Source organism: Pseudomonas sp. TE21435 (assembly GCF_056279265.1).
Map to the genome: position 1 here is coordinate 5088950 of NZ_JBWBQZ010000001.1, position 22352 is coordinate 5111301.

Below are 22352 nucleotides of genomic sequence, written 5' to 3' on the forward strand. Positions count from 1 at the left end.
TTCTCAAGGAAGACACGACATGCAAGACAATGACAGCTGGATGGAAGCCGTCGGCCAGGTGCTGGACGGTTACCTGCTCAAGGCGCAAGGCGACCGCTTCGACCAAGCGGGCAGGGCGCACCTGGCCCGCGACCTGGCGCGCTGCTTCGACAGCGGCGAGCCACTGCGCATGGTGTTGCCGGGTTTCCCGTGCAAGTCGCCGAATGATCACGACAAGACCTTTGGCGTGCTGCCCGATCATGGCGAGGTGATCGCCATCGAGCGCCTCGACCGCCTCGCCCAGGAACTCGCCGAGCTCCACGCCCCTGGCTGCGAGATCGCAATCCTCAGCGACGGCACCACCTTCAACGATATCGTCGGCGTGCCGGACGACGTGCGCCGCGCCTACAACCAGGCGCTGCGCACCCTGTGCACGACCCATTGCATCCGCTGGGTGAGCATGGAAGACCTGTTCCCCCAGGCCAGCAGTGCCGAGGCCCTGCGCGCCACCCTGATCAAGCAGGCCCGCCTGCCGTGGAAGAACGTCGAAGCGCTGATCGAGCAGTGCCAGCACGACGAGGCCCTGGGCCGGACCCACGACAAGTTGTGCAGCCACCTCTACAACGACCTGCGCCTATGCCGTCAGGCCGGGCAGGACGAAGACGAGCACCTGCGCCAGATCAGCTACAAGGCCTACCAGATGATGCTGCGCGGCCAGGCCTTGAATGCGGCGGTCGAGCGGTTTTTCCCCGGGCACGTGCGCTTGTCGGTGCACCAGTACGACAACGCCGGCCCCAAGTTCACCGTAGCCCTGGCCGAGGGGCTCGATCATGTAGCCAGCCCCTGGCATGCAGTGCCGGTGCGCCAGCTGGACGGTCGCCAGACCCTGCGCAGCCGCGCGCAGATCGACCCCGCGCGGCATGTGCTGGTGACCTGGCAGGGGCAGCCCTGGCTGTTCCATGAAACAGCGGGCGAGGCGCTTGAGGGCTTCAACTTCACATTGCAGAAGCTCCCCTTGTTCGGGTTGCTGGTCAGCGACCCGCTGGGGCTGGGTTTCCAGCGACTGTCCACCGAGACCTTGCAGGCACTGGTGCGCAGTTTCGGTTTTGTCTGCCTCAGAGGCTGTGAATTCACCGACCAGCAGGCATTCGCCGCCGACTGCGAGCGTTTCGGCACCATCTACCGTTGGTCCTTTGGTGAGGTACATGTGGTCAAGCCGGCCGACCAGCCCCAAGGCGTGGTGCATTCACTGGAGAAGACGCCCTTGCACTGGGACCTCAACATGCTGCCCGACAGCGATCCGCTGGTGCAGCGCGATCCCAAGTTCTGCGCCCACACCTTCATGCTGTATTGCAAGACGCCGCCACAGCCGGGGGAAGGGCAGACCACCGTCGTCGACAGCCGCAACGCCTTGCGCAAGGTGGGCCTGCGCACCGCCCGCCAGTGGCAGGGCATCGATTTGACCTACTACACGCGCATGACCTATTTCGGCGGTTCGCCGCGCAGCTACTCGCTGGTCGACCTCGATCCGCGCAATGGCGAGCGGGTACTGCGCTACCAGGAGGGCTGCCAGTCGTCGTTGCAGACCCTCGAACAGAAGGTGCAGGGGCACGACGAGGACTTCCAGCAGGCATTGATCAGCCAGCTCGACGAACTGGTCTACGACCCCGAATGCCTGATTGCCCATGAGTGGCAGGCGGGTGACCTGGTGCTGATCGACAACTACCAGACCTTGCACGGGCGCCTGCCGATGAGCGCGGCCTCGGCCGCGCGCGAACTGTGGCGGGTGCAGGTCTACTGAGCCCTTTGACGGCGGTGCTTGCCGGTGTTTCGGCAAGCACCGCCTGCTGAGGCGGATTCTGTAATTGCGTTTTTTTCAAATGAAGTGGCTGAAAAAATCTAATAAAACAGGAAATTATCCTTTACGAAGTGATCGTGGCGGGATTATGTTGTTTGTCGGCCGCCGCAGCGGCCAGCGTCGCTCGGACGGTTCCGGGCGCTTACGTCTCTCGAGGAACACATGGCCAACCCAGGTTCGCCGCGCCGCTTTGCGCGCATCGATCGTCTCCCCCCTTACGTCTTCAACATTACTGCCGAGCTCAAGATGGCCGCCCGCCGCCGTGGCGAGGACATCATCGACCTGAGCATGGGCAACCCCGATGGCGCCACCCCGCCGCACATCGTCGAGAAGCTGGTGCAGGTCGCCCAGCGCGAAGACACCCATGGCTATTCCACCTCCCGTGGCATCCCGCGCCTGCGCCGCGCCATCTCCAACTGGTACAAGGAACGCTACGAGGTCGACATCGACCCGGAAAGCGAAGCCATTGTCACCATCGGCTCGAAGGAAGGCCTGGCGCACCTGATGCTCGGCACCCTCGACCACGGCGACACGGTCCTGGTGCCCAACCCCAGCTACCCGATCCACATCTACGGTGCGGTGATCGCCGGCGCCCAGGTACGCTCGGTGCCGTTGGTACCGGGCGTGGACTTCTTCAACGAGCTGGAACGGGCGATCCGCGAATCGATCCCCAAGCCGAAGATGATGATCCTCGGCTTCCCGTCCAACCCCACCGCGCAGTGCGTGGAGCTGGACTTCTTCGAACGGGTGGTGGCCCTGGCCAAGCAGTACGATGTGCTGGTGGTGCACGACCTGGCTTACGCCGACATCGTCTACGACGGCTGGAAGGCGCCGTCGATCATGCAGGTGCCGGGGGCCAAGGACATCGCGGTCGAGTTCTTCACCCTGTCCAAGAGCTACAACATGGCCGGTTGGCGGATCGGCTTCATGGTCGGCAACCCTGAGCTGGTCAGCGCCCTGGCGCGGATCAAGAGCTACCACGACTACGGCACCTTCACCCCGCTGCAGGTGGCTGCCATCGCCGCCCTGGAAGGCGACCAGCAATGCGTGCGCGATATCGCCGAGCAGTACCGCCAGCGCCGCAACCTGCTGGTCAAGGGGCTGCACGAGTTGGGCTGGATGGTCGAGAACCCCAAGGCGTCGATGTACGTGTGGGCGAAGATCCCTGAGCAGTACGCTCACCTGGGTTCGCTGGAGTTCGCGAAGAAGCTGCTGGCCGAGGCCAAGGTCTGTGTGTCGCCGGGGATCGGCTTTGGTGACTACGGCGATGATCATGTGCGCTTTGCCCTGATCGAGAACCAGGACCGTATCCGCCAGGCTATTCGCGGGATCCGCCAGATGTTCCGCGCCGATGGTTTGACCAGCAAGTAAACAGGTCCGACCTCATCGCCGGCAAGCCGGCTCCCACAGGATGGCACCGGACCTTGTGGGAGCCGGCTTGCCGGCGATGGGCCGATACAGGCGATATCGATCACGACTTTCAGATCGCCGATCAGCGGCGATCTTTTTTTGCATTCCCCCTCTTCTCAGGCGCCCGCGCCTGGATTACAAATAGCGCCGCGGGCGCCCGCCCCAATAACAACCTCCCTCCCTGGTCATCATGTCCGAACAGAACCCTTGCCTGACCTGCGGCGCCTGCTGCGGCTACTTTCGTGTGTCTTTCTTCTGGGGTGAGTGCCAGTCCGCCGGTGGCCTGGTGCCCGACGACCTGGTTGTGCAGATCAACCCGACCCGCGTCGCCATGATTGGCACCGACGCCAAGCCCTGCCGTTGCGTCAGTCTCGGTGGCGAGATCGGCACGCAGGTGGCGTGCTCCATCTACGAGAATCGCTCCAGCCCCTGCCGCGAGTTTGAGGCGTCGTGGGAGAACGGCGTGCACAATCCGAGCTGTGACGACGCTCGGGCAGCCTATGGCCTGCCACCGCTGACGCCGCCGGGCGCCAACGAGCCGCATTGGCCGGATGACGGCGCCGAGGTGGCCTGACCCGCAGATGCAATTTCTGTAGGAGCGGCTTCAGCCGCGATCACCCGCGCAGCGGGTGCCACTTACCACGGCGCCTGCATCGCGGCTGAAGCCGCTCCTACAACGTCTAACCTGTTTGCGCTTTGGCAAAGTGGCACTACCGTTCGTCGGTTGGATCCAATGAATGCATCGCTGAAACCCGCGAAACACGTGCCGCCTCGACAAAGTATTAACACCATTTGACCGGCTTCGACGCCAAACCGCCCGCCCCTGAGCGGCTACACATTCCTTCAAAGGATATTCGTAGCCATAGATCAGGTGTTTCGGCCGCCGCGTGTGTCACTGCTCTTGCCCAACCCGCTGTGCACGCTTTCAAGGACTGAATCGCCTGATCCACGAAGGAGCTCTCCGTGGACAGTCGCGCCGCCCCCCGTTCGCCCGCCCGTTTCTCCCAACTGTCGCTGGCCGTCAGCCTGGCCGTGACTGCCATGGCCTTTGGTCTGCACGGTGAACAGGCGCTGGCCGCCTGCAGCCTGGCCGGTTCCACGGTGACCTGCAGCGGCGCGGCCAACCCGCTCGCGCCGAGCTATTCCAACAGTGGCAGCGGCCTCACCGTCAACGTCAACACCGGTGCCTCGCTGGGCGTGCTGCTGGGCGTGGGCGGCACCGCGCTGTCGCTTACCGGCAACAACATCACGTTGAACAACTCCGGTACCGTCAACCCGTCGTTGCTGGGGATCCTGAGCATCCAGTCCACCGGCGCCGTGATCGGCAACACCAGCACTGCCAGTACCATCAACATCACCAACAATGCCACGGGTGTGATTCGAGGAACCGGGGCGGTGCTGGGCGCGAGCCTGTTGAACCTTACCGGCATGGCAATGGACGTGCGTAACGCTGCCGGCGGCGTCACTACCATCAACAACGCCGGCAGCATCGGCTCCACGGCATTGGCCAGTCTGACGATAATCAGCGAGGACACCCCGGTCATCGCCGTGAGCGGGGGCGGAACAGTAAACTTCACCAACACCGGCACCGTGCTGGGTCGCACGGCATTTCAGGCGTCCGCAGCCGGCAACACCTTCACCAACGCCGGGAGCCTGACCGGTAGCCTGTCCATGGGCGCCGGCAGTACCAACCGCTTCAACGCCATTACCGGCTCCAGCCTCAGCGCGGGGGCGGGTGTCGGTGTGTCGCTGTTGGTCAGCAGTAACCCCAACCTGGGCTTCGCGCCTGCTGGCGTGGTCGACGGCGGTGCTGGCGGCACCAACACCTTGGCGTTGCAGAACGCCATCGGCGGCGGCAGCGGCACCACGGGCAGCGGCACCATCAACGCCTCGAACTACATCAACTTCAACCGCCTGATCGTCGACAGCGGTACCTGGTCGCTGATCGGGCAATTGCTCAACGGCACCACCCAGACCACCCTCAACGGTGGCTTGCTCAACTTCGACAACGCCAGCGCCTTCGGCACCGGTGGCATCACAGTGAACGGCGGTGGTCTCGCGGGCACGGTGGCAGGCCTGGGTCTTAACAATGCGCTGACCTTGAATGCCGGCCTGAACGTGGGTGGCGCCACCGACATGGCCCTCAACGGCGTGGTCTCGGGTGTCGGCGGCTTGACCAAGACCGGTGCCGGGCTGCTCACCCTTGGCGCCAGCAACACCTACAGTGGCGGTACCACCCTGGCCGCTGGCGGCCTCAACCTGACCAGCGCCACGGCGCTCGGCAGCGGCGGGCTGACCGTCAGTGGCGCCGGCAGCCTGCAAGGCAGCGTGCCGCTGGTGTTGAACAATGCGGTGGCGCTGAACGCGGCCTTGACCCTGCCCGGCAGCAACGCACTGACCCTTGGCGGCGTACTCAGCGGCACCGGCTCGCTGGTCAAGAGCGGCACCGGCAGCCTGACGCTCAATGGCCTCAATACCTTCAGTGGCGGCACCTCCCTGGGCGGCGGAACGCTTACCTTGGGTAGCGACACGGCGTTGGGCAGCGGCGCCCTGACGGTGACCGCCAGCAGCATCCTGGACAGTGCCTCGGCGCTCAATCTGGGCAACGCAATCGCCCTGAGCGCAGGTACGCTCACCCTCGCTGGCAACAATGCCACCACCTTGGGTGGCATCATCAGCGGCACCGGTGCGCTGGCCAAGGCGGGCGCCGCCGACCTCACCCTCAACGGCGTAAATACCTACAGCGGCGGTACCAGCCTTGCGGGTGGCAAGCTCACCGTCGGCAACAGCAGTGCGCTGGGCACTGGCGCGCTGACCCTGGGTGGCAACGCCAGCCTCGATGCCAGCAGCGCGGTAAGCCTGGGCAACGCCATCAGCCTTGGCGCCAACACCCTGAGCCTGCTCGGCACCAGCGCCACCACCCTGGGTGGCGTGATCAGCGGTACCGGTACGCTGGTCAAGAGCGGGGCAGGGGACCTGGCGCTGAACGGCAACAACACCTTCAGCGGCGGCCTTACCCTCAATGCCAGCAAGCTCACCGTCGGCAACAGCAACGCCTTGGGCACCGGCGCACTTACCCTTGCTGGAAACGCCAGCCTGGACGCCAGCACGGCGGTAAGCCTGGGCAACGCCGTCAACCTCGGCGCCAATACCCTGAACCTGCTGGGCACCAGCAGCACCACGCTGGGCGGCGTGGTCAGCGGGACCGGCGCTCTGGTCAAGAACGGCAGCGCCGGGTTGACCCTCAACGGCAGCAACACCTTCAGCGGCGGCACGACCCTCAACAGCGGTGTCCTCACCGTGGGCAACAACAACGCCCTGGGCACCGGCGGTCTCACCTTGGGCGGTAATGCCAGCCTGGATGCCGGCGTGGCGGTGAACCTCGGCAACGCCATCGACCTGGCCGGCAACACCCTGACCTTGCCTGGTACCAGCGCAACCACCCTGGGTGGTGTGATCAGTGGCACCGGCGCGCTGGTCAAGAACGGCAGCACCAACCTGACCCTGGGTGGCGCCAATACCTTCAGCGGTGGCCTCACCCTCAACGCCGGCACCCTGACCCTGGCCAGCGCCACGGCGCTCGGTACCGGGGCCCTGACCGTGGGCGGCGCATCGACGCTGGCCAACACCGCGGCGCTGACCCTGAGCAACGCCGTCAACCTGGGCGGCAACCTGACCCTGACAGGCGCCAACAACCTCAACCTGGCCGGGACCCTCAGCGGCACCGGCGGCCTGGTCAAGAATGGCAGCGCCAGCCTGACCCTCAGCGGCAACAACACCCACAGCGGCGCCACCGCGCTCAACGCCGGCACCCTGGTGCTGGGCAGCAACACCGCGCTGGGCACCGGCGTGCTCAACGCCGCGGCCAACACCAGCCTGGACACCAGTGTCGCCGGGCTGAACATCGGCAACGGCCTGAACCTGGCCGGCAACCTCAACCTGCCCGGCAGCAACGACCTGACCTTGAGTGGTGTCATCGCCGGCAGTGGCGGCCTGACCAAGGCCGGCAACACCACGCTGACCCTGACCGGTGCCAACACCAACAGCGGCTCCACCTTCCTCAACGGCGGCACCCTGGTGGTCGGCAACAACACGGCGCTCGGTACCGGCATCCTCAACACCGCCGTAGGGACTCACCTGGACGCCAGTACCGCGGTCAGCCTGGCCAACGACGTCATCGTCGCCGGCCCCCTGACCATCGACGGCACTGCCAACCTCGGGCTGAGCGGCGTGATCAGCGGCATCGGCTCGCTGGTCAAGAACGGTAACGCCAGCCTGACCCTGAGTGGCAGCAACACCTTCACCAACGGCACCCAGCTCAATGCCGGTACCTTGATTCTGGGCAGCAACACTGCACTGGGCATCGGCGGCCTGACCCTGGGCGGCAACGCCAACCTGGACACCAGTACCGCCGTCTCGGCGACCAACAGCATCAGCCTGGGCGGCAACACCTTGACCGTGCTGGGCAGCAACGCCACTACCCTGACCGGGCAGATCAGCGGCACCGGCGCCCTGGTCAAGAGCGGCAGTGCCGGCCTGACGCTCAATGGCAACAACACCTTCAGCGGCGGCACCACCCTGAACGCCGGGCTGCTGACCCTGGGCAACAGCAATGCCCTGGGCACTGGCGGCCTGACCCTGGGCGGCAATGCCAGCCTCGACGGCAGCGGCACCCTGAACCTGGGCAATGCCATCAACCTCGCCGGCAACACCCTGACCCTGCCAGGCAGCAACACCACCACCTTGGGCGGGGTGATCAGCGGCACCGGCGCACTGGTCAAGAACGGCGCCACCAACCTGACCCTGAGCGGCGCCAATACCTTCAGCGGCGGCCTCACGCTCAATGCCGGTACCTTGACCCTGGCCAGCGCCGCCGCATTGGGGACCGGCGCGTTGACGGTCGGTGGCGCATCGACCCTGGCCAACTCGACGGCGATGACCCTGAACAACGCCGTTAACCTCGGTGCCGACCTGACCCTGCCGACCACCAGCAACCTCACCCTGGCCGGCGCCCTCAGCGGCACTGGCGGCCTGGTCAAGAACGGCAGCGCCACCCTGACCCTGAGCGGCAACAACACCCACAGCGGCGCCACCACCCTCAACGCCGGCACCCTGGTGGTCGGCAGCAACACGGCACTGGGCACCGGCGCGCTCAACGCCGCCAACAACACCACGCTGGACACCAGTGCGGCCGGGCTGAACCTTGGCAACGCGCTCAACCTGGCGGGCAACTTCATCCTGCCCGGCAGCAACGATTTGACCCTGAGCGGCGTCATCGCCGGTGCCGGCGGCATCACCAAGAATGGCGGCACCACCCTGACCCTGACCGGCAACAACAGCAACAGCGGCATCACCCGCCTGAACGCCGGCACCCTGGTGGTCGGCAGCAACACTGCGCTGGGTACCGGTACCCTCAACACCCTGGCCGGTACCCACCTGGATGCCAATACGGCGGTGAGCCTGGCCAACGATGTGAACATCGCCGGCCCGTTGACCATCGATGGCAGCGCCGACCTGGGCCTGAGCGGCGTGGTCAGCGGCATCGGTTCGCTGGTCAAGAACGGCACCGCCAACCTGACCCTGAGCGGCAACAACCTCTACACCAACGGTACCCAGCTCAATGCCGGCACCCTGACCCTGGGCAGCAACACCGCGCTGGGCATCGGCGCCCTGACCGTGGGCGGCAACGCCAATCTCGACGCCAGTACCGCCGTCGCCGTGACCAACGGCATCAACCTCGGCGCCAATACCCTGACCGTACTGGGCAGCAACGCCACCACCCTCGGCGGTCTCATCAGCGGCAGCGGTGCGTTGGTCAAGAACGGCAGCGCCGTGCTGACCCTCAACGGCAACAATACCTACAGCGGCGGCACCACCCTCAATGCCGGCACCCTGGTCCTGGGCAACAACAACGCCATCGGCGGCGGCGCCCTGAGCGTGGGCGGCAATGCCAGCCTCGACTCCAGCACCACCCTCAACCTTGGCAACGCCATCGCCCTTGGCAACGGCGCTACCCTGACCCTGCCAGGCAACAACACCACGACCTTGGGCGGCGTGATCAGCGGTGCCGGGGCCTTGACCAAGAACGGCAGCAGCAATCTGACCCTGAGCGGCGCCAACACCTTCAGCGGTGGCCTGAACCTCAATGCCGGCACCCTGACCTTGGCCAACGCCGCCGCGCTGGGCACCGGGGCATTGAACGTCGGCGGCGCCTCGACGCTGGCCAACAGCGTGGCGATGACCCTGGGCAACAACGTAAACCTCGGCGCCAACCTGACCCTCGGCGGCAGCAACAACCTGACCCTGGGCGGTGTGCTCAGTGGTACCGGCGGGTTGATCAAGAACGGCGTGTCCGACCTGACGCTCACCGGCAACAACACGTTCAGCGGCGCCATCGACCTGCTTGGCGGCAGCATCACCACGGTCGGCAACACGGCCATGGGCAATACCTCGGCGGTCAGCGTCGGCGCCGGCACCAGCCTCAATCTCGGTGCCAGCGCCACCATCGGTGGCCTGAGCGGGGCCGGCACGGTGAACATCGCCGGCGGCGGTGACCTGACCCTGGGCGGCAACAACCTCAACAGTGTGTTCAGTGGTGCCCTGGCGGGCAGTGGCGGGCTGATCAAGACCGGTACTGGCAGCTTCGAACTGTCCGGCGTCAACGTGCTCGGCGGCAATACCACGGTCAATGCCGGCCTGCTCAACGTCACGGGCTCGCTGGCCAGTCCCAGCGTGCAGGTCAACAGCGGCGCCAGCCTCGGTGGTACCGGCAGCCTGCTGGGCGCAGTCGACATTGCCAACGGCGCGCACCTGCTGGCCAACAGCGGCGCGACCCTCAGCACTGGTGCGCTGACCCTGCACAGCGGCTCGATCCTTGACTTTGGCCTGGCATCGCCGGCCACCGGCGGCACCGCAGTGGTCAGCGTCAATGGCAATCTGACCCTGGACGGTACCCTCAACGTCACCGACCTCGGCGGCTTCGGCACCGGTATCTATCGGCTGTTCGACTACACCGGCGGGTTGGTGGACAACGGCCTGCTGATCGGCAACGTGCCGGGTGTCGTGTTGCCCGGCGACCTACAGGTGCAGACATCCATCGGCAGTCAGGTCAACCTGCTGGTCGGCGGCGCCACCGGCACCGTGCAGTTCTGGGATGGGGCGCAGAGCGTGCCCAATGGTGTGATCGACGGCGGGACCGGTACGTGGAACGGGGGGAACACCAACTGGACTGATGTCAACGGCGTGCTGAATGGCAGTTGGGCCAGCGACTTCGCGGTCTTCCAGGGCACCGCGGGCGATGTCACCGTGGTCGGCACCCAGGCCGCCACCGGCCTGCAATTCGTCACCAACGGCTATCGCCTGATCGGCGCCGGTGGCCTGGACCTGGTCAACGGCAGCAACGGCGCCTTTGCCTTGCGCGTCGATCCGGGCGTCACCGCGACCCTCAACGTTGGCCTCTCTGGCAGCGGCCAACTGGCCAAGCTCGACAGCGGCACGCTGGTGCTCAATGGGGCCAACAGCTATACCGGCGGCACCCTGTTCAATGGCGGCACGGTGGTGGTCGGCAATAACACTGCCTTCGGTACCGGCACGGTCAGCACCGCCAACGGCACTATCCTGGACAGCAATACAGCTGTCACCCTCGGCAACGCCTTCAGCCTCAGCGGTGCCCTGACTGTCGCCGGTTCCGCCGATCTGGGCCTGTCCGGCGTGGTCTCGGGGACTGGCAGCCTGACCAAGAACGGCGGTGCCAACCTGACCCTGGGCAATGCCAACACCTACAGCGGCGGCACCAGCCTGGGTGCCGGTACCCTGACCCTGGGCAACGCCCAGGCGCTGGGCACTGGGGGCCTGACCGTTACCGGCGCCTCAAGCCTGGACGCCACCGGCAACCTGGCGCTTGGCAACACCGTCGCCCTGAACGCCAACCTCACCCTGCCGGGGAGCAACGACCTCACCCTCAACGGCGCGCTCAGCGGCACCGGTGACCTGATCAAGGCTGGTGCCGGTACTCTCACCCTCAACGGCAGCAACAGCCAGCAGGGCATTACCAGCCTGAACGGTGGCACCCTTGTGGTAGGCAGCAACACTGCACTGGGCACGGGTGCCCTGAACGCAGTCGGCGGCACCACCCTCAGCAGCAATGCCAACGTCACCCTGGCCAACCAGGTCAACCTGGCCGGCAACCTGACCGTCGCCGGGGCGCAAAACCTGACCCTGGGCGGCAACGTCAGCGGCGTCGGCGGCCTGACCAAGACCGGCAGCGGCACCCTGACCCTGAACGGCACCAATGGCCATTTGGGCAACACCAATCTCAATGCCGGCACCCTGGTGCTCGGCAGCGCCAGCGCCCTCGGCCTCGGCCAGCTCAACGCGGCTGCCGGGACCACGCTGGACAGCGCCTCGGCGATCACTATCGGCAACACCGTCAACCTGGGGGGCAACCTCACCATCGCCGGCAGCAACGACCTGGGCCTGGGCGGGCTGGTCACGGGGGCCGGCAGCCTGACCAAGAACGGCGCCGGCAACCTCACCCTCAGTGGCGCCAACACCTTGATTGGCGGCGTGACCCTCAATGCCGGCACGCTTACCCTGGGCAACAACCAGGCCCTGGGTACCGGCAACCTTGTGGTCGGCGGCGCCAGCAACCTGGCCACCACGGGTGCCTTGACCCTGGCCAACCAGGTGACGCTGAACGACACTCTGGGCCTGACCGGCAACAACGACCTGACATTGAACGGCGTGATCAGCGGTACCGGCGGCCTGACCAAGACCGGTACCGGCAACCTGACCCTCGGCGCCGCCAACACCTATCAAGGCAATACCACGCTTGGTGCTGGCACCCTGACGCTGGGCAACAACACCGCGCTGGGCACGGGCAACCTGTCGGTGACCGGCAACAGCACCCTGGCCACCACCGGGGCGCTGCAACTGGCCAATGCCATCGGCCTCGGCGCCGCTGCCACATTGGCTATCAACAATGCCCAGACCCTGACCCTTGACGGTGTGATCAGCGGTGCCGGGGCGCTGAACAAGCTGGGTGCCGGGCAGCTGGTGCTCAATGGCATCAATACCTACGCCGGCGGCACCTCGCTGCAGGCTGGCAGCCTGCTGCTGGGCAATGCCGGCGCCTTGGGCAGCGGGGCCCTGACCGTCAACGGCGCCGCCGGCCTCGACGCCAGCCAGGCGCTGGTACTGGCCAATGCCGTCAACCTCGCCGGTGGCAACCTGACCCTCGGCGGCAGCCAGGCGCTGACCCTCAATGGCGTGGTCTCCGGCAACAACGGCCTGGTCAAGAACGGCGCCGCCAGCCTGACCCTCAACGGCAACAACACCTACAGCGGCGGCACTACCCTCAATGGCGGTTCCCTGGTGGTCGGCAGCAACACCGCGCTGGGTAGCGGCGACCTCAGCACCGGCGCCAACACCAGCCTCGATGCCGGCGGTGCGGGCGTCACCCTGGCCAACAACGTGCACCTGGGCGGCACCCTCAACCTGCCGGGCAGCGCCGACCTGACCCTCACCGGCGTGGTGGATGGCGTCGGCGGCCTGAACAAGGCCGGTACCAGCACCCTGATCCTCAACGGCGCCAACAGCTACCTGGGCGGCACCACCCTCGGTGCCGGCCGGCTGGTGGTCGGCAACGACAACGCGCTGGGGCAGGGCGCCCTGACCGTCGCCGGGGCCTCGACCCTGAGCAGCGGCGCCAGCACTACCCTGGCCAACAACGTCACCCTCAACGCTGGCCTGACCGTCGATGGCGGCAATGACCTGACCCTCAACGGCGTGATCAACGGCACGGCAGGCCTGACCAAGAACGGCAGCGGCAACCTGACCCTCAATGGCAACAACGGCTACCAGGGCGGTACCCAGCTCAACGCCGGGCGCCTGACCCTGGGCAGCAGCGGCGCACTGGGCACCGGCACCCTGGCGGTCACCGCCGATGCCACCCTGGCCAACAGCTCGGCCATGGCCCTGGGCAACACCGTAGCCCTGAGCAACGGCGCCAACCTGACTGTCGAAACCGCAAATGCGCTGATCCTCAGCGGCGACCTCGGCGGCAGCGGCAATCTGGTCAAGACCGGTGTCGACGACCTTACCCTGGTCGGCGTCAAGACCTTCAGCGGCAACGTGGATATCCAGGCGGGTTCCCTCACCACCCTCGGCAGCGGTGTGCTGGCCAACGTCGACACCCTCAATGTCGGCGCCAGCGGCCAGCTCAACCTTAATGGCAATGCCAGCCTTGGCAGCCTGACCGGCAGTGGCCTGGTCGATGTTGGCGTCGGCAGCGTCCTGAGCCTGGGCGGCAACAACCTCAGCAGCACCTTCGCTGGCGCCCTCAATGGCCTGGGCGGCCTGACCAAGGTCGGCAGCGGTACCCTGACCCTGACCGGTAGCAGCAACCTGGCCGACAATACCCAGGTCAACGCCGGTACCTTGAAAGTCGACGGCACCTTGGGCAGCAACCTGCTGACCGTGGCCAGCGGTGCGACCCTTACCGGCAGCGGCACCGCCAATGCCTCGGTGGTGATCGACAACGGCGGCCACCTGGCTGGGCAGAGCGGCGCGACCCTGGGCCTCGGCAGCCTGGTGCTCAACAGCGGTTCGATCGTCGATATCGGCCTCGGCTCGCCGTCCACTGGCGGCACCGCGCTGTTCAACGTCGGTGGCAACCTGACCCTCGACGGCACGCTCAATGTCAGCAGCATCGGCGGCTTCGGCAACGGTGTGTACCGCGTCTTCGACTACACCGGCGCCCTCACCGACAACGGCCTGGACTTCGGCAGCCTGCCGCTGGGCGTGGGCCTGGGCGACGTGACCTTGCAGACCGCCCTGGCCAACCAGGTCAACCTGCTGGTCAGCGCTGCGGGGCTCAATATCCAATTCTGGGATGGCAGCCAGAACGTGCCCAACGGTCAGGTAGACGGCGGTGCCGGCGTGTGGAATGCCGGCAATACCAACTGGACTGACCTCAACGGCCTGACCAACACCACTTGGGGCAGCACCTTCGCGGTGTTCCAGGGTACAGCCGGCGATGTCACCGTCGACGGCAGCCAGACGGTCAACGGCCTGCAGTTCGTCAGCGATGGCTACCGCCTGCTGGCCGGCACCGCCGGTGCGCTCGACCTGATCAACGGCGCGAGTGGCGACACCAGCGTGCGGGTCGACCCGGGTGCCACGGCGACCCTTGATGTCGGCCTTACCGGCGTTGGCAAGCTCAACAAGCTCGACAGCGGTACCCTGGTGCTCAACGGCAACAACAGCTACAGCGGCGGTACCGTGCTCAGTGGCGGCACTTTGATCGTCGGCAGCAACACGGCCCTGGGCAACGGTGCGCTTGAAACTGCGGCGGGTACCACCCTCGACAGCAACGCCTCGGTCGCGCTGGGCAATGCCATCACCCTGGCGGGGCCGTTGAACATCGCCGGTAGCAACGACCTGGCGCTGGGCGGCAACATCGGCGGCGCCGGTGGCCTGGTCAAGGCTGGCAGCGCCCGGCTGGCGCTGGCCGGCAACAACACCTATGCCGGCAACACCGCGCTAAATGGCGGCACCCTGGTGCTGGGTTCCAATACCGCGCTGGGCAGCGGCAGCCTGAATATCGTGGCCGGCACCAGCCTGGACAGCAGCCAGGCCGTGACCTTGGCCAACAGCGTCAATGCCACGGGTGACCTGACGATCCTGGGCAGCAACGACCTGACCCTCGGCGGCACCGTCGGCGGCAGCGGTCGCCTGCTCAAGGCCGGCCTCGCCCGCTTCGCGCTGATGGGCGCCAACACCTACAGCGGTGGTACCGAGCTGCAGGCCGGCACCTTGGTGGTTGGCAATGATGCCGCCCTTGGCAGCGGCGGCCTGGACGTCACCGGTAACGCCAACCTCGACAGCGCCAGTGCCGTCACCTTGGCCAATCCGGTCAATGTCAGCGGCGTGCTCAACGTGCTGGGCAGCAATGACCTGCACCTGGCCGGCGTGCTCAGCGGCGCCGGTGAACTGAACAAGAGCGGCCTGGCTGACCTGACGCTGTCGGGCAACAACACCTTCAGCGGCATCCTCAATATCCTGTCCGGCAGCCTGAGCACCGTCGGCACCACCGCCCTCGGCACCCAGAGCGAGCTGAATGTCAGCAGTGGCGCCAGCCTCAACCTCGACGGCAACACCACGCTGGGCGAAATCGGCGGTAGCGGCGCGATCCAGATCGCCGCCGGCAACAGCCTGACGGTCGAGGGCGGCGTGTTCGGCGGCAACATCAGCGGCAACGGCACCCTGAACAAACTCGGCAGCGGCACCCTGGCACTGAACAGCGCCAACAGCCATACCGGCACTACCAACGTGCAGGGCGGCGGGCTGAAGGTGGATGGCTCGCTGGCCAGCGGCACGGTCAACGTCGCCAGCGGCGCCAGCCTCAGCGGCGTCGGCAGCCTCGGTGGTTCGGTGACCGTGGCTAACGGCGGCAACCTGGCGGCCATCGGCGGCAGCACCCTGAACGCCGGCAACCTGGTGCTCGACAGCGGCGCCAACTTCAACGCTTCGCTCGGGGCACCGTCGGCTGGTGGCACCCCACTGGTCAACGTGGCCAACGACTTGACCCTGGGTGGCACCCTTAATGTCACAGACATCGGCGGCTTTGGCGCCGGCGTGTACCGCCTGTTCGCCTACGGCGGCAGCCTTACCAACAATGGCATGAGCTTCGGCTCCACGCCGGTACCGGTCACCGACCTGACGGTGCAGACCGCCGTCGCCAACCAGGTCAACCTGGTGGTCGGTGGCGCCAGCAACGTGTTGTTCTGGGACGGCAGCCAGACCATGGCCAACGGCGTGATCGAGGGCGGCAGCGGCGTCTGGGATGCCACCAACACCAACTGGACCGACGCCAACGGCGTGCTCAACGGCACCTGGAACGATACCTTCGCCGTGTTCCAGGGCGCCCCCGGCACTGTCACCGTGAACGGCAGCCACAGCATCACCGGCCTGCAGTTCGTCACCGACGGCTATGTGCTCAATGCGGGGACGGCCGGTGAACTGCTGGGCAACGGCACCACCAACCTGCGGGTCGATAGCGGCGCCACCGCCACCCTCAACGTCGCCCTCAACGGCACCGGCAGCGTCGCCAAGCAAGACGGCGGCACCCTGGTGCTCAACGCTGCCAATGGCTACAGCGGCGGTACCGCCCTCAACGGCGGCACCCTGGTGCTAGGCAACGATAGCGCGCTGGGCAGTGGCGCTCTGACGGCCGCAGGCGGCACCACGCTGGATAGCAACACCGCCGTGACCTTGGCCAACAATGCCGTGCTCAACGGTGCACTGGCCATCGCCGGCAGCAACGCCCTGACCCTCAACGGCGTGGTCAGCGGTACCGGTGGGCTGATCAAGAATGGCGCTGGCCTGTTGACGCTGAACGGTGCCAACACCTACAGCGGCGGCACCCAGATCAACGCAGGCGGCGTGGTGGGCAATACCACCAGCCTGCAAGGCGCGATCCTCAACAACGCAGCCCTGACCTTCGAGCAGAACGCCAATGGCAGCTACACCGGCAACCTCACCGGTACTGGCACCCTGACCAAGAACGGCACTGGCGAACTGTTGCTGACCGGCATCAATGGCCTGACCGGCGCGACCCAGGTCAACGCCGGCAGCCTGCTGGTCAATGGCCGCCTCGACAGTGCCGCCGTGCAGGTCGCCACCGGCGCCCGCCTGGGCGGCAGCGGTACCTACGGCGGTGCCGTGCAGATCGCCAATGGCGCCACCCTGGCTGCCGGCCAGAGCGCCACGCCGCTCACCGTCGGCAGCCTCGACCTGGCGTCGGGTAGCGCCCTGGACTTCAGCCTCGGCGCCCCAGCGGCCTCCACCACCGTGGTCAAGGTCAACGGCAACCTGGTGCTGGACGGCACGCTGAACATTACCGATGCCGGTGGCTTCGGTACCGGTGTCTACCAACTGTTCAGCTACGGCGGCACGCTCACCGACAACGGCCTGGTGTTCGGTGCCATTCCGGGCAGCGTGGTCCTGGGTGACCTGAGCCTGCAGACCGCTATCGCCAACCAGATCAACCTGGTGGTGCAGAACTACGGCGAAGAGCTGCAGTTCTGGAATGGCGGCAAGACCAACCCCGATGGCAGCATCGGCGGCGGCAGTGGTACCTGGGGGCCGAACACCGGTTGGACCAACGCCAGCGGCACCAGCAACGAAGGTTGGAGTGGTGGCTACGCGGTCTTCGGCGGTACTCCGGGCACCGTCACCGTGGTGGGCAACCAGTCGTTCGAGGGCTTGCAGTTCCTCAGCAACGGCTATCAGGTCGTTCCGGGTGCTGGGGGTAGCCTGACGCCGGTCAACGGTAGCGATGGCAGCTTGGCGCCGGTGCGTGTCAACGCTGGCGGCACCGCCACCGTCAGCGTGCCGCTGGTCGGTACCGGCGGCATCGAGAAACTCGACGCTGGCACTCTGATCCTCTCGGGTGCCAACACCTACAGCGGCGGCACTACCGTGAGCGGCGGTACCCTGGTCGGCAACACAACCAGCCTGCAGGGCAACATCCTCAACAACGCCAACCTGGTCTTTGCCCAAGGCAGCAATGGCACCTTCAATGGCACCCTCAGCGGTACGGGCACCACCACCAAACAGGGCGGCGGTACCTTGCTGCTGACCGGCAACCAACCATTCAGCGGCGCCTTCAACGTCAACCAGGGCGTGCTCCAGGTAGGCGATGCCGCCAATCCGGGCAGCAACCTCGCAGCCCAGGTCACGGTGGCCAACGGCGCCGCGCTGACCGGCAACGGCACCGTCGCCGGGCTGACCAACAACGGCACCGTGCTGCCAGGGCCTGCCGGCAACCTCAACGTGTCGGGCAACTTCACCAACGGCGCCACCGGCACCCTGGTGATCGACCTCGGCACCTCGCCGGTGAACTACCTGAATGTGGGCGGCACCGCCAACCTCGGCGGCAGCCTGATGGTCGCCAACCTGGCCAGTGGCAACGGCCAGTACACCGTGGTCAGTGCCGCGGGCGGGGTGAATGGCACCTTCGCCACCACCAATCTGGCCAACTCGGCGTTCCTCAACAGCTCCTTGGACTACGGCGCCAACCAGGTGACCCTGTCGGTCAGCCGCAACGGCAACTCCTTCGCCGATGTCGCCGCCACTGGCAACCAGCGTGGCGTGGCCACCGCGCTGGCCAGTGCCGGGGCGCCGGCCGAACTGGTCAGCAACCTGCTGCCGCTGGACCGCCAGGGCGCCCAGGCGGCGTTCGACAGCCTGTCCGGCGAGATCCACGCCAGCACCGCGACCGTGCTGATCGAGGACTCGCGCTACGTCCGCGACGCGGTCAATGACCGCCTGCGCCAGGCCGACTGCACCCACCAGGACGACCCACGTCGCACCCTGGCGCCGACCGCCAACCAGCAACTGACCAGCGAAGGCTGCCAGGGCCAGGCCGTGGGCTGGATCCGCGCCATCGGCGGCTGGGGCACCTACGACGGCAGCAGCAGCCATGCCAGCGTCGACCGCGACCTGTCGGGCTTCATGCTCGGTGTCGACCGTGCGCTGGACGATGAGTGGAAAGTGGGTGCCGCCGCCGGCTACACCCGCTCGAGCATCGACGCGCACCGTCGCCGCTCCGACGCCACGGTGGACAGCTACCACCTCACCACCTACCTCGGCTACCAGCTCGATGCCTTCGCCGCTCGCCTGGGTGTGGCCTACAGCTGGCACGACATCGACACCAAGCGCGATGTCAGCGTGGGCAGCTATGACGACCGCCTCAAGGCCAAGTACAAGGCGCGCAGCGCCCAGGTGTTCGGTGAGGTGGGTTACGCCATCGATGCCGGCGGCATTGCCCTGGAGCCGTTCGCCGGGCTGGCTTATGTCAACTATGACAGTGACACCGCCCATGAGAAGGGCGGGGCAGGGCGGCTGGAGGGCAAGGTCGACCAGGATGTGACCTTCTCTACCCTGGGCGTGCGGGCTGGCAAGCGCATCCTGCTCGACAACGGCAGCACTATCACGCCGCGGTTGTCGGTGGGCTGGCGCCATGCCTTCGGCGACGACAAGCCCGATGCCGATCTGCGCTTCATCGGTGGCGGCGACGGTTTCAGCACCGAGGGTGTGCCGATTGCCAAGGACGCGGCGGTGGTCGAGGCCGGGGTGGACCTGTCGGTGGGCGCGAGCGGCAAGCTCGGGGTCGGCTACTCCGGGCAGCTGTCCAGCGAGAACCGCGACCATGGCGTGGTGGTGAGCTTCAGCATGGGGTTCTGAGGTAGCTTGCAGGGGGCTGCTTTGTAGCCTCCGGCAATCTCAAGCCTGGCCTTTTCTTGTTTTTAGCCGCGAGGGCTGATGACCGTATCAGGGCCACCAAGTGTTCGCCGCAAATCTTGCAGCGTCTATAAGATCGAGCGCCGCCCGCGCGGCGCATTGCTGGCAAGCCAGCTCCCACATTTGTTTCGGGCCAGTTATGCCTGCGCCGCCGCGGCTGTACGCCTTGTGGGTACGACGCGGTTTCAGTGTGGGCGCCACTGGTGTCCCACCGGTCTCAAGATATGCACCAAGGCGGACAGCGACAACTTCACAGGCAAGACTGGCCCGAAACAAATGTGGGAGCTGGCTTGCCAGCAATGCGCCGCGCGGGCGGCGCTCGGTCTCATAGGCGCTGCAAGGCCATCGTCAAGCACCTGGCCGCCATAACGCGATCAAGACCTCGATCCAAACCCGTAAGACATTTCCGAAATTGAAACCAAATCCTTCAGTCAGTCAGCGCTTCGGACCTATCCTACGCGCCTGCCGGAAGGCTCTGAATTGGCCGGGAAATACATCAGGGGTACCGTCACTGGGTCGTCACATTTGGCGACCGGGTGTGAGAAGCCCGTCCATGTCCAGATCCAGGTTGCCTGTTATGGCAGCCGTGCGCGCGCAGACTTCGGTCTGGCCGTGGTGTCTGGACACGGTCTTCTCACCTCGCGTACGGCTGCCACCCTTGTCTGTGAGAAGGATGCTGGTGGTTGCTCTAGAAACCCTTTCCAGAGTAACAACTATGAAAAAACTAGTACCTGATCCACCCTATCCAATCCCCTTCGTCACCATCATCAGCGACCTCGACCCCGAGGAAGCCATGGCCCACGCCAACAAGCTGATGCACACCCTCAGCGACACCGTCCACGCCTACACCGTCTGCCAGCGCGACACGCGCCTCGACGTGATGATGGACAGCGTCGAAATCCTCGGGCAACTGGTCATCGCGCTGGTCCGCCACGCCCGGGCCAAGGGGGCACCGGTATGAGCGACGAGCAAAAGCCCGGCCCGACCCAGGGCAGGACCACCTGCCTCGAAATCTTCTGTATCCAGCCCGGTATCCCGTTCGATCACGCCTTCAGCGACCTGTCGGTGCTGCTCGGCTGCGTGGCGCATTTCACCACCGAGGCCGAGATGGAGGGTGACCTCATGGCTGCCAGTGCGGCGCGGATCCTCAGCGGGCTGGCCAAGGGGCTGATTGATGATATGGAACTGGGGTTGAACCAGGGTTAAGCAAGCGCCGCCCTGGTCGAGTCCCGGGGGCTTCTCGACCTCGACAAGGGTGGCTCAGGGCGTCCGAAGCGACTGTATGCTCGCTCACGAATTTGCCGACAGCATTCAGGTTTATCAATGTCACGGTATGAAAACACTAGCGGGCGAAAAGTATTTTGTAGACGAATTTTTTGGGGTGTAAATATAGTTACCGACAACGACTTTGCCTTTGCTGTCCTTCATCCATTGTTCAGGGATTGGCACGTAATAGTAGCCTGAGTCTTCTGCTATTTTGCAATTTTCTTGACGAAGGTCTGCGCTTTCGGCATGCCAGTAAATTGTTACTGTGTCGTTGGTCGTGACACCTTCGTATTTCACAGTGTACCTGGGGGCCGTGTCGGCAAAGGACATGTATTGCGGTGCGTTTAAAGGGAAACCTTGGTCGACATACATCCAGTTTAGAAATTCTGAAGTCCACGTTCTGTCGTTTTCTTCATCTACCTTACGTTTGACCTTGTAGCAAGTCTGCACGGTGTTGCCAAATACGCCCATATAAAGTCCTATCGGGACCAAGAATGTCAAATCCTTTAGAGTGTCTGCCGTTTGGGGCGAAGATTCGTAAGTTTGATCACCTGTGGTGATTGAAAGCACTATCTCGTCTTTGGCCATGCCGGTATATTTCGGTACAGTGATTGACGCGTGCGTGCTGGTGAGAAAATCCAGTTCAGTAGCAATGTTAGGGGGGATGCATCCATAACCTATCTTCAATTCGAGCTTGGCGGAGTCGAATTCTTCGTCGGTTAAGGTTTTTATAAGGTATTGGAGCTCTAGCTTTCCCCCATCGGCCGCAATGATGAGGTCTTTGTCGATGTTATATATCAAGTCATTTTTGTCTGGGAAGAAGTTGACCGGATAGTCTTTGGTTTGCGAGTTGCCGTTGTCATTTGTCACTGTGTACTTCAGAAAGATTCTGGCGCCTGGCCCCATGGCTTCTTGGAATTTTACTCGCGCAGTGGCGCCTGCTGCGGGGATGGCGTCAGGGTTGAGAATCGGCCCGACAGAGGTGTCTACAGTGGGTGAGTTGAACGTTACAGTTTCTATGTTGCCTACGATGTTGAACTCTAAAACCTCGGACGTCAGGCCGAAGTTTACCGAGTAATATACCTTGGCTTTTCCGCCGAGCGCGCTTTTAGCGTGCTTGTTTTCTATGGTGATCTCAATTCCATTGAATCGGTTCTGCTCTGTAATGTTATGGGAGTGGGGGACAGGGTCAAGCGCTGTGCCGTCAGCAGCGGTACCTGCCCATATCAATTGTAAATTCTGCCCGGCTTTCCATTCATCAGGCTGGGCAGCAATTTTAGCAAGTAAATTTTTTCCTTCGAGCTGCTCGAGGTCCAGTTCTCCGTTTTCGGTGCCTTCTATAGTGGGCTTGGGGGCGGCATTAATCATGTTCATATAGATGTCCTTGAACAAGCAGCTGAAGATGTCACAAATAAAACAAGGTTCAAATACATATCCATACGTTCTTTATAACAAAGCTTCAGGCACTCAGCACCTGGCAAAAATGTCAGGTGGTCGTCAGTCCCAAGACACTCGGTGTTGGCTATGCGGATAG

At 64.9% G+C, this 22352-nt stretch carries 7 protein-coding genes; 6 read left to right on the forward strand and 1 reads right to left on the reverse strand.

The window, feature by feature from the left end; genetic code table 11:
• The first annotated feature begins 19 nt into the window (after positions 1–19).
• The 6 genes from ACZ9C1_RS23070 to ACZ9C1_RS23095 all read left to right on the forward strand — a co-directional run bounded on the left by ACZ9C1_RS23070 (position 20) and on the right by ACZ9C1_RS23095 (position 20758).
• Positions 20–1780: an isocyanide synthase family protein gene (locus ACZ9C1_RS23070; protein ID WP_476254415.1), complete on the forward strand. Its 1761-nt coding sequence runs from the start codon at positions 20–22 to the stop codon at positions 1778–1780.
• A 219-nt stretch (positions 1781–1999) separates the two neighbouring features.
• The gene (gene alaC, locus ACZ9C1_RS23075) at positions 2000–3208 is read left to right on the forward strand and encodes an alanine transaminase (RefSeq protein ID WP_110700547.1); all 1209 of its coding nucleotides are present in this window, start codon (positions 2000–2002) and stop codon (positions 3206–3208) included.
• Between the two features lie 229 nt (positions 3209–3437).
• Entirely contained in the window at positions 3438–3821 is a 384-nt protein-coding gene (locus ACZ9C1_RS23080) for a YkgJ family cysteine cluster protein (protein WP_038707396.1), read from the forward strand.
• Positions 3822–4288: 467 nt separating this feature from the next.
• On the forward strand, positions 4289–19495 hold the full coding sequence (locus tag ACZ9C1_RS23085; RefSeq protein WP_476254590.1) for an autotransporter-associated beta strand repeat-containing protein: 15207 nt from the start codon (positions 4289–4291) through the stop codon (positions 19493–19495).
• Between the two features lie 772 nt (positions 19496–20267).
• Positions 20268–20513: a hypothetical protein gene (locus ACZ9C1_RS23090; protein ID WP_457378421.1), complete on the forward strand. Its 246-nt coding sequence runs from the start codon at positions 20268–20270 to the stop codon at positions 20511–20513.
• Positions 20510–20758 (forward strand): DUF3077 domain-containing protein, encoded by a 249-nt coding sequence (locus tag ACZ9C1_RS23095; RefSeq protein ID WP_476254416.1) that lies wholly within the window; start codon positions 20510–20512, stop codon positions 20756–20758. The genes ACZ9C1_RS23090 and ACZ9C1_RS23095 overlap by 4 nt, the downstream gene beginning before the upstream one ends.
• Before the next feature lie 120 nt (positions 20759–20878).
• Here the strand turns inward: ACZ9C1_RS23095 and ACZ9C1_RS23100 are convergent, their stop codons facing one another.
• Positions 20879–22192: a hypothetical protein gene (locus ACZ9C1_RS23100; protein ID WP_476254417.1), complete on the reverse strand. Its 1314-nt coding sequence runs from the start codon at positions 22190–22192 to the stop codon at positions 20879–20881.
• Positions 22193–22352: the final 160 nt, after the last annotated feature.